8 protein-coding genes and 2 pseudogenes are annotated in these 8,768 nt (G+C 73.3%); 7 read left to right on the top strand and 3 right to left on the bottom strand.

Going from position 1 to position 8,768, the window contains the following annotated elements:
* Positions 1 to 99, top strand: a pseudogene (locus tag ACFQ79_RS39275) (aldo/keto reductase); the annotation flags it as partial.
* Between the two features lie 20 nt (positions 100 to 119).
* On the opposite strand, the pseudogene ACFQ79_RS39270 reads toward ACFQ79_RS39275, so the two are convergent.
* Positions 120 to 2,219: pseudogene (locus ACFQ79_RS39270) on the bottom strand (PQQ-binding-like beta-propeller repeat protein); the annotation flags it as partial.
* 157 nt (positions 2,220 to 2,376) lie between these two features.
* On the opposite strand from ACFQ79_RS39270, the gene ACFQ79_RS39265 reads away from it, so the two are divergent.
* The 5 genes from ACFQ79_RS39265 (at position 2,377) to proC (ending at position 5,975) form a co-directional block, all read left to right on the top strand.
* Positions 2,377 to 2,667: an SH3 domain-containing protein gene (locus tag ACFQ79_RS39265; RefSeq protein WP_383592854.1), complete on the top strand. Its 291-nt coding sequence runs from the start codon at positions 2,377 to 2,379 to the stop codon at positions 2,665 to 2,667.
* 35 nt (positions 2,668 to 2,702) lie between these two features.
* On the top strand, positions 2,703 to 3,242 hold the full coding sequence (locus ACFQ79_RS39260; protein ID WP_383592851.1) for a hypothetical protein: 540 nt from the start codon (positions 2,703 to 2,705) through the stop codon (positions 3,240 to 3,242).
* A gap of 237 nt (positions 3,243 to 3,479) precedes the next feature.
* Entirely contained in the window at positions 3,480 to 4,346 is an 867-nt protein-coding gene (locus ACFQ79_RS39255) for an ABC transporter ATP-binding protein (protein WP_383592848.1), read from the top strand.
* Positions 4,343 to 5,080, top strand: a complete 738-nt coding sequence (locus tag ACFQ79_RS39250) for an ABC transporter permease (protein WP_383592846.1) — start codon at positions 4,343 to 4,345, stop codon at positions 5,078 to 5,080. Before ACFQ79_RS39255 ends, ACFQ79_RS39250 begins: the two co-directional genes overlap by 4 nt.
* An 85-nt stretch (positions 5,081 to 5,165) precedes the next feature.
* On the top strand, positions 5,166 to 5,975 hold the full coding sequence (gene proC / locus ACFQ79_RS39245; protein ID WP_383592843.1) for a pyrroline-5-carboxylate reductase: 810 nt from the start codon (positions 5,166 to 5,168) through the stop codon (positions 5,973 to 5,975).
* Between the two features lie 8 nt (positions 5,976 to 5,983).
* Here the strand turns inward: proC and ACFQ79_RS39240 are convergent, their stop codons facing one another.
* The gene (locus tag ACFQ79_RS39240; RefSeq protein WP_383592840.1) at positions 5,984 to 6,580 is read right to left on the bottom strand and encodes a cysteine hydrolase family protein; all 597 of its coding nucleotides are present in this window, start codon (positions 6,578 to 6,580) and stop codon (positions 5,984 to 5,986) included.
* Positions 6,581 to 6,655: 75 nt separating this feature from the next.
* On the opposite strand from ACFQ79_RS39240, the gene ACFQ79_RS39235 reads away from it, so the two are divergent.
* On the top strand, positions 6,656 to 7,678 hold the full coding sequence (locus tag ACFQ79_RS39235; protein WP_383592837.1) for a GlxA family transcriptional regulator: 1,023 nt from the start codon (positions 6,656 to 6,658) through the stop codon (positions 7,676 to 7,678).
* On the opposite strand, the gene trpS is transcribed toward ACFQ79_RS39235, so the two are convergent.
* Positions 7,645 to 8,643 carry a tryptophan--tRNA ligase gene (gene trpS, locus ACFQ79_RS39230; protein WP_383592833.1) on the bottom strand — a complete coding sequence of 333 codons (999 nt, stop codon included), beginning with the start codon at positions 8,641 to 8,643 and terminating at the stop codon, positions 7,645 to 7,647. The two genes, ACFQ79_RS39235 and trpS, sit on opposite strands and share 34 nt — an antisense overlap.
* Between the last annotated feature and the right edge of the window lie 125 nt (positions 8,644 to 8,768).

The raw sequence follows: 8,768 nt of genomic DNA, 5'->3' as shown, positions 1-8,768 counted from the left end.
GTGCTGCGCCCCGTCGCGCGGCGGCACGGCGTGTCGGTCGCCGAGGTCGCCCTCGCCTGGGTGCTGGCCTGGCCGGGGCTGACCGGCGCGATCGTCGGCGCCCGCACCGCCCGCCAGGTGGACGGCTGGATCGGCGCGTACTCGAGCCGGCCGTTGAGCAGCCGCGGCCTGGTCTGGCCGATCAGCGCCCCGCGTACGGTGTCGACGGCGAGCAGCCGCCCGTCCTGGACGGAGAAGTAGAGCCGGTCGCCGGGGCCCATGACCGGGGTGGACACGTTCCCCGCGCCCGTCTCCAGCTCCCACAGCACCCGCCCCTTGGGCGCCGCGGTGTCGAAGGCGGTCAGGTGCCCGTCGGCGTCGAGGAGGTGGACGACGGCGCCGCGCACGGCGACGCCCCGGACGTCGATCCGGTGGGGCAGGGGCAGCTCGCGCACGGAGCCGCTGCCGGGGTCGAGCACGACCAGCCGGTCGAAGAGCGAGGCCTCGTAGCGGGAGGCGAGGAGCAGCGCGCCGTCGCCGGTGCGGCCCAGCGGGTCGAGGTCGCCCGGCATGTTCCGCTGCCAGGCCTGCTCGCCGGTCCCGGGGTGGATCTCGGCCACGCGCGTGTGCGTCCCGTCGGCGGAGGTCTCGGCGACGGTGAGGAGACCGGACGGGGCGTCGTACGGTCCCGGGCGCGGCGCCTGGAAGCCGGCCAGCCCGTGCCGCCAGAGCTCCTTCCCGTCGCGGCTGCCGACGGCCCGTACCCCGCCCCGCCCGTCGGTCAGGACGACGGCGGAGCCGGCCGGCGCGTACAGCTCGGGGGGCCTCGACGGTCCGGCGGTCCAGAGCGGAGCGCCGTCTGCGGCCGCGTGGGCCCGCAGCGGGTCCGCCGGAGCGGCCGCGCCGACCAGACCGTCCGCGAGGAGGAAGGGAGCGACCGGGGATTCCGCCTCGACGGGCCCGGTGCGCGACCAGACGACCTTCCCCGTGACGGGGTCGAGCCGGGCGAGGCCGACGCCGCGGGCCGCGCAGTACAGCGCGCCGCCGCCGTGGGTGCACGCGGGCGCGGCGGTGGGGCCGTGCATCTGGAGGGTGGTGTGCCAGCCGGTGAAGGCGGTGGCCACCTCGTCGGGGCGGGCGGGGCGCTCGGACACGCCGTCGGCCGGACGGCTCAGGGCCGCGTACAGACCGGCCCCGGTGAGCGCGAGCGCGGCGGCGACGGCGAGCGTGAGGCGCGGCCTGAGCCGCACCCGGCCGAGGCGCGGGCCGCGGCGGGGCGGGGCCGGCGCGGTGGCCCGTACGGGAGTGTCCGCGTCCCACGCGGGCGCGCGGCCGGGCTCGCCGTGGGCACGCTCCTCGCCGTGCGGCAGCGCGGGGCGGCGGCGCTGCGCCGGTATGAAGGCCTCCGCCGCGTACGAGGGAGGCAGCAGCGCCGACATGATCTGGGCCGGAGTCGGGCGCTCGCCGGGCTCCTTGGCGAGGCAGCGCGCGACGAGCGGCGCCAGCTCCGCCGGCACGCCCGTCAGATCGGGCTCGTCGTGGACGACCTGGTACGCCACGATGTACGGGCTGTCGGAGTCGAACGGGCCGTGCCCGGTGGCCGCGTGGACGAGGACCGAGCCGAGCGCGAAGACGTCCGCGGCGGGCCCGACCTCGCGCGGCCGCTGGAACTGCTCGGGCGCCATGAACGGCGGAGAGCCGATGAGCTTGCCCGTCTCGGTGTGCAGATCGCTGTCGACGGGCCGCGAGATGCCGAAGTCGATGACCTTGGGGCCGGTGTCGGTGAGCAGGACGTTGCTGGGCTTGAGGTCGCGGTGGACGACACCGGCGCGGTGGATGTCACGCAGGGCCTCGGCGAGCCCGGCGGTGAGCCGGCGCAGTTCGGCCGGGGCCAGCGGGCCGTTCCGCTTCACCTGGTCGGCGAGGGTGGGCCCGGGGACGTAGAGGGTGGCCATCCAGGGGCGTACGGCATCGGGGTCGGCGTCGACGACCGGCGCGGTGAAGGCCCCGCTGACCCGGCGGGCGGCCGCGACCTCCTGGCGGAAACGCGCCCTGAACTCGGGGTCCTCCGCATACCGTGCGTGCACGACCTTGACCGCGAGCCGCAGCCCGGAGGCCGAGGCCGCGAGGTGTACGACGCCCATGCCGCCGGCACCCAGACATGCCTGGAGGCGGTAGTCGCCCGCGTACTCGGGCTGCTCCGCATTCCGGTCGGCACCGGTATTGCGCAACGGCGGCATCGCCCACCCCCGTGTGATTCCCCGTCACTCGCGCGCACCCGCGCGAACCCGACGGAGCCTAGTCCATGGCCCCCACGAAGTCGGTGGGGCTTGCTAGCCTGCGCGTCGCGGAGAGTGAAACTCGGCGGAGCGCTTTTGCGTCAAGGGGGAGGACACCATGAGCACGGACGAGAACAAGGCGACGACGATGGCGAGCACGGCCACCCGCTACACGGTCGCGCCGGGCTACCGGGTCAATGTGCGCTCGGGCCCGAGCACCCAGTACCCGATCGTCCGGGCGCTGCCGCTCGGCGCGACGGTGACGATCTCCTGCCAGAAGTACGGCGAGTGGATCACCGGCCCGTACGGCACCACGAGGATCTGGGACAGCATCGCGCCGGGCGAGTACATCTCCGACGCGTACGTCCGCACGGGCAGCGACGGCTTCGTCGCACCGCGCTGCGCCTGAGGCCCTCCTCCGTCGCCCCGGGGATAATCGACATTGTGAGCGACGACGAGCAGACCCCCAGCACCACCGGCGGCCCGGCCGGCGGCCCGACCGGCGGGACTCCTGCCGGGCCCCGGCCCGAGGAGATCCGCTTCTTCGGCACGACCTGGGTCGACCACAGCGGCAACTACACGCTGCGCCGCACCGGCCTGGCCGTCGGCTCGCTGGCCGCCGCGGTCGCGGCCTGCTTCGTGCTGCGCTTCGCGTACCAGGGCCTGGAGATCGCGGACGTCGGCGGCATCGTCAACATGCTGGTCGTCCTCATGTTCGCGGTCTGCAGCGCCATCGCCTTCCGCAAGACCTGGGAGGGCTTCGGCCGCAGGCCCGCCGACCCGGCCCGCGAGGAGTCGCTGCGCAGCCTGAAGGCGATCGGCTTCATCGGCTCGCTCCTCGCCTACTGCGCCCGCTGCTTCGTCGAGGCCCCGGGCGAGAAGCTCCGCCGCGCCGAGTACGACACGGCGCGCGCCCAGTACGAGAAGCGCCGCGGCACCCGTACGGGCAACCCGGCCGCCCGCAAGAAGCCCAAGCGCAAGTAGCCCGGGCGGCAAGCAGCCCAAGCGCAAGCAGCCCAAGCCCAAGCAGCCCAAGCCCAAGGCGCCCGGGCGTACGTGGCCCGAGCGCGCGTAGCCCCGGCGTACGTGGCCGGTCGACGACAGCCCCCGCGAGATCCGTTCTCGTGGGGGCTTCCTCGTTCCCGCCCACGCCGGCACGGCCGAACGCCGGCGCCCACCGGGTGCTTGACGGCCGAGACCGCCGGGAGCACTATTCATCACATGATGAATTACCCGGCGGGTGAGGCCGCCGACCAGGCCACAGCCAGGTCCGACACCGACGTCGCCACGCCCGGCTCACCCCCGGCCCACCCCGCCGACCCGCCCGCCGCGGCGATCACCGCGCACGGACTCACCACCGTCCGAGGCGACCGCACCGTCCTGCGCGGCCTCGACTTCACCGTCCACGCCGGCCGCATCACCGGCCTCCTCGGCCCCTCGGGCTGCGGAAAGACCACCCTCATGCGCGCGATCGTCGGCACCCAGGCCAAGGTCGGCGGCACACTCCAGGTCCTCGGCCAGCCCGCCGGCGACCCCACCCTCCGCTCCCGCATCGGCTACGTCACCCAGGCCCCCTCCGTCTACGACGACCTCACCGTCCGGCAGAACCTCGACTACTTCGCCGCCGTCCTGTTCCCCGGCCGCGCCCACCGCCAACAACGCCGCACCACCGTCGACCGGGCCATCGACGACGTCGACCTCGCCTCACACGCCGACTCCCTCGCCGGCCGGCTCTCCGGCGGCCAGCGCAGCCGCGTCTCCCTCGCCGTCGCCCTCCTCGGCACCCCGGAACTCCTCGTCCTCGACGAACCCACCGTCGGCCTCGACCCCGTCCTCCGCCGCGACCTGTGGAACCTCTTCCACCAGATCGCCGCCGACCGCGGCACGACCCTCCTCGTCTCCTCCCACGTGATGGACGAAGCCGAACGCTGCCACCGCCTCCTCCTCATGCGCGAGGGCGAGATCCTCGCCGACGACACCCCCGAGGCCCTGCGTCGCCGCAACGACACCGCCACCGTCGAAGAGGCCTTCCTCCGCCTCGTCGACGCCGCCGCCGCCCGAGCCGCCCACGAGGAGCCCCGGTCATGAGCCCCGCCCGCACCCTCGCCACCGCCGCCCGCGTCCTGCGTCAGCTGCGCCACGACCCGCGCTCGATCGCCCTGATGCTCCTCGTGCCCTGCGTGATGCTCTTCCTGCTGCGGTTCGTCTTCGACGGAAGCCCGGACACCTTCGACAACATCGGCGCCTCACTGCTCGGCATCTTCCCGCTCATCACGATGTTCCTGGTCACCTCCATCGCGACCCTCCGCGAACGCACCTCCGGCACCCTCGAACGCCTCCTCGCCATGCCCCTCGGCAAGGCCGACCTCATCGCCGGCTACGCCCTCGCCTTCGGACTCCTCGCCGTCGTCCAGTCCGCCCTCGCCACCGGCCTCGCCGTCTGGTTCCTCGGCCTCGACGTCATCGGCTCCCCCTGGCTCCTCCTCCTGGTCGCCCTCCTCGACGCCCTCCTCGGCACCGCCCTCGGCCTCTTCGTCTCCGCCTTCGCCGCCTCCGAGTTCCAGGCCGTCCAGTTCATGCCGGCCGTGATCTTCCCCCAGCTGCTCCTCTGCGGACTCTTCACCCCACGCGACCGCATGGCCCCCGCCCTCGAAGCGATCTCCGACGTCCTGCCCATGTCGTACGCCGTCGACGGCATGAACCAGGTCCTCCGACACCCCGACGTCACCGGCGACTTCGTCCGCGACGCCCTCGTCGTCGCGGGCTGCGCCCTCCTCGTCCTCGGCCTCGGCGCGGCCACCCTCCGCCGCCGCACCGCGTGACCGCCCCTCGGACACCCGCACACCACCCGGCCCGCCGGTGCGAGGATGACGACACGTACCCCCCTCCGGCGAGGTGAACAGAGCCATGACCCAGACCGTCGCAGTCCTCGGCACCGGCAAGATCGGTGAAGCGCTCCTCAGCGGCATGATCCGCGCCGGCTGGCGCCCCGCGAACCTCCTGGTCACCGCCCGCCGCTCCGAACGCGCCGAGGAGCTCCACGCCCGCTACGGCGTCGAGACCGTCACCAACGCCGAGGCGGCCAAGCGCGCCGACACCCTCATCCTGGCCGTCAAGCCCCAGGACATGGGCCGGCTCCTCGACGAACTGGCCCCGCACGTCGCCGCCGACCGCCTGATCATCAGCGCCGCCGCCGGTATCCCCACCTCCTTCATCGAGGAACGCCTCACCACCGGCACCCCCGTCGTCCGCGTCATGCCCAACACCCCCGTCCTGGTCGACGAAGGCATGTCCGTCATCTCGGCCGGCAGCCACGCCACCCCCGCGCACCTCGCCCACACCGAGGAGATCTTCGGCGGCGTCGGCAAGACCCTCCGCGTCCCCGAGTCCCAGCAGGACGCGGCCACCGCCCTCTCCGGCTCCGGCCCGGCGTACTTCTACTTCCTCGTCGAGGCCATGACCGACGCCGGCATCCTCCTCGGCCTGCCCCGCGCCCAGGCCCACGACCTGATCGTCCAGGCCGCCATCGGCGCCGCCGTGATGCTCCGCGACAGCGGCGAACACCCCGTCAAGCTCCGCGAGGCCGTCACCTCCCCGGCCGGCACCACCATCAGCGCCATCCGAGAGCTCGAGAACCACGGCGTCCGCGCCGCCCTCATCGCCGCCCTCGAAGCCGCCCGCGACCGCAGCCGCGAACTCGCCTCCGGCAACAGCTGACCCCGAGGTCACCGGACCCCGGCGGACGCCCCCTTCACGACCTCCTCCGTCGTCACGACCTTCGCGAACCGTCCCCCGTGCAGGGACACGGCCGTCGCCTGCGACAACTCGTCCGCGCTCCGCGACCAGCCGAACGGCCCCTCCAGATCGAACGTGTGCATCGCGTCCATCGGGAACACCACCTCGTACCCGAGGTTCCCGCCCATCCGCGCGGTGGTCTCGTTGCACATGTTCGTCTGGATCCCCACGATCACGATCTGCGCCGCGTCGAGCCCGGTCAGCCACCCGTCCAGCGACGGCTCCCCGTAGAAGGCGGAGTTCACGCTCTTCCTCACCAGCAGCTCAGGACCACTGCCCTTCCCGCGCCGCTCCTCGACGAAGTCCTTGAACTCGTTCCCCTCGTACCCCACCCGCAGCGGCGAACGCGACCCCTCCACCGAGTCGTGCCGCACGAACGCGACCGGCCGCCCCGTCTCCTGCCACAGGTCGATCAGAGCCGCGATGTTCTCCTCGGCGGCCGGGTTGTTCCGCTTCCCCCAGAACTCCTCCTCGAAGCCCTTCTGTACGTCGATGACAACCAGCGCTGCGTTCTCCGTGATCTCCATGCCCACGATCCTGCCGCCGGCCGAAGCCCCCTCCCAGAGGGGTGAATGACAGCGATCGATGGTTTACTGCCAGACATGCCGTCCGCGCCGCAGACCCCCGCGTCCCGCCCCCAGCGCATCGCCCTCCTCTCCTTCCCGGGCATCCGCGCCTTCGACGTCTCCGTCATCACCGAGGTCTGGGGCAGCGACCGCACCCTCCGGGGCGTCCCACCCTTCGAACTCCGCAGGGCAGCCACCGACCCGCACACCCCCGTCCCCCTGCGCGGCGGTCTCTCCCTCACCCCCGACCGCCCGCTCAGTTGGCTCGACGACCTCACCCCCACCGACCTCGTCCTCGTCCCCGGCATCGAGGACCCCGACACCGACGTCCCCACCCCGGTGCTCGACGCCCTCCGCCGCGCCCACACCGCGGGCACCCCGGTCGCCTCGCTCTGCGCCGGCGCCTTCGTCCTCGCCCGCGCCGGACTGCTCGACGGCCGCCGCGCCGTCACCCACTGGCACCTGGCCACGACGCTCGCCGACCGCCACCCCGCGATCCAGGTCGAACCCGACGCCCTCTTCGTCGAGGACACCGGCGTCTGGACCTCCGCCGGCACCGCCGCCGGCATCGACCTCTGCCTCCACCTCGTCCGGAGCGCCCACGGAGCCGAAGCAGCCGCCGCCATCGCCCGCGCGATGGTCACCGCCCCCTTCCGCACCGGCACCCAGGCCCAGTTCATCGAGCAACCCACCCCCCGCGCCGACCGCGACGCCGACGCCCTCGCCGACATCCGCGCCCACGCCCTCGCCCACCTCGACGAGCCCCACACCGTCGCGAGCCTGGCAGCCCGCGCCGGCATGTCGCCCCGCTCCTTCGCCCGCCACTTCCAGGCCACCACCGGAACCACCCCCCTGCACTGGCTCATCACCCAGCGCGTCGCCGCCGCCCAGAAACTCCTCGAACTCACCGACCACCCCCTCCCCGAGGTGGCCCGCCGCGCGGGCTTCGGCAGCGAGGTCACGATGCGCCAGCACTTCGCCTCGCACCTCGCCACCAGCCCACGCGACTACCGCAACGCCTTCCGTCACCCGGCGGGCAACAGCCCGATCGCCCGATAGGCCCGGTCCACCAGCGGCCGCGCCGTCTCCCGGGCCCGCAGGGCCCCGTCCCGTAGCACCTGATCCACATGGCCGGGGTCCGCCGCGAGCTCGGCATGCCGCTCCCGCAGAGGCCTCAGCAGCTCGACGACCGCGTCCGCCGTGTCCTTCTTCAACGATCCGTACGTTTCATATACACCGGCCAGCGCCTCGGGGTTCCCACCTGTCGCGGCGGCCAGCAGATCGAGGAGATTCGCGACGCCCGGCCTGCCCTCCCGGTCGTACTCCACGTCCCGCCCGCTGTCGGTCACGGCCCGCATGATCTTCCGCCGCACGGTCTCCGCGTCGTCGAGCAGATAGACGATCCCGGCCCCGTTCGCGTGCGACTTCCCCATCTTCGACGTGGGGTCCTGAAGGTCCATGACCCGCGCCGCCACCTCGGGCCGGGTCGCCCGCGGCACCGTGAACGTATGGCCGTACCGCTGGTTGAACCGCACCGCCAGATCCCGGGTGAGCTCCACGTGCTGCGTCTGGTCCTCACCCACCGGCACCTCGTCCGCCCCGTAGGCCAGGATGTCCGCCGCCATCAGCACCGGATACGTCAGCAGCGACAGCCGCACGCCCTCACCGGCGGCCCGCGCCAGGACGCTCTTCTCCTTGTACTGGATCATCCGCCGCAGCTCGCCGTCCGTGGCGGTGCACTCGAGCAGGTACGACAGCCGCGCGTGTTCGTCCACATGACTCTGCACGAACAAGGTGCACCGCTTCGGATCGAGCCCCGCGGCCAGCAGCAGCGTGGCCGCCTGCCGACTGAGCCGGCGCACCCGCGCCGGATCGTGCTCCACGGTCAGCGCGTGCAGATCGACGACGCTGAACAGCGCCTCCGCCTGATGCTGATCGACCTCGACCCACCGTCGTACGGCCCCGAGGTAGTTGCCCAGCGTCAGATGCCCGGTCGGCTTGACCCCGCTGAAGATCCTCGTCATCGCGTTCGTTCTCCCTCTTCTCCTGGGTGCCGACCCGACGGCCGGCTCCCGGAGGGGGATACGCGAACGGCCGCCGAGATCGGCGGCCGCTTGCTGCATGCGCGAGTGGTGGGCCGCCGTCAGGC

This window comes from Streptomyces sp. NPDC056480, from assembly GCF_042795405.1.
Classification (GTDB): domain Bacteria; phylum Actinomycetota; class Actinomycetes; order Streptomycetales; family Streptomycetaceae; genus Streptomyces.
Note: the sequence above shows the minus strand (reverse complement) of the source record. Positions and strands in the feature narration are given on the sequence as shown.

Bases quoted from the DNA above. Each gene is read 5' to 3' on its own strand.
- ACFQ79_RS39265 (WP_383592854.1), top strand. From the start codon at position 2,377: ATGAGCACGGACGAGAACAAGGCGACGACGATGGCGAGCACGGCCACC.
- ACFQ79_RS39255 (WP_383592848.1), top strand. From the start codon at position 3,480: ATGATGAATTACCCGGCGGGTGAGGCCGCCGACCAGGCCACAGCCAGG.
- ACFQ79_RS39250 (WP_383592846.1), top strand. From the start codon at position 4,343: ATGAGCCCCGCCCGCACCCTCGCCACCGCCGCCCGCGTCCTGCGTCAG.
- proC (WP_383592843.1), top strand. From the start codon at position 5,166: ATGACCCAGACCGTCGCAGTCCTCGGCACCGGCAAGATCGGTGAAGCG.
- ACFQ79_RS39240 (WP_383592840.1), bottom strand. From the start codon at position 6,580: ATGGAGATCACGGAGAACGCAGCGCTGGTTGTCATCGACGTACAGAAG.
- ACFQ79_RS39235 (WP_383592837.1), top strand. From the start codon at position 6,656: ATGCCGTCCGCGCCGCAGACCCCCGCGTCCCGCCCCCAGCGCATCGCC.
- trpS (WP_383592833.1), bottom strand. From the start codon at position 8,643: ATGACGAGGATCTTCAGCGGGGTCAAGCCGACCGGGCATCTGACGCTG.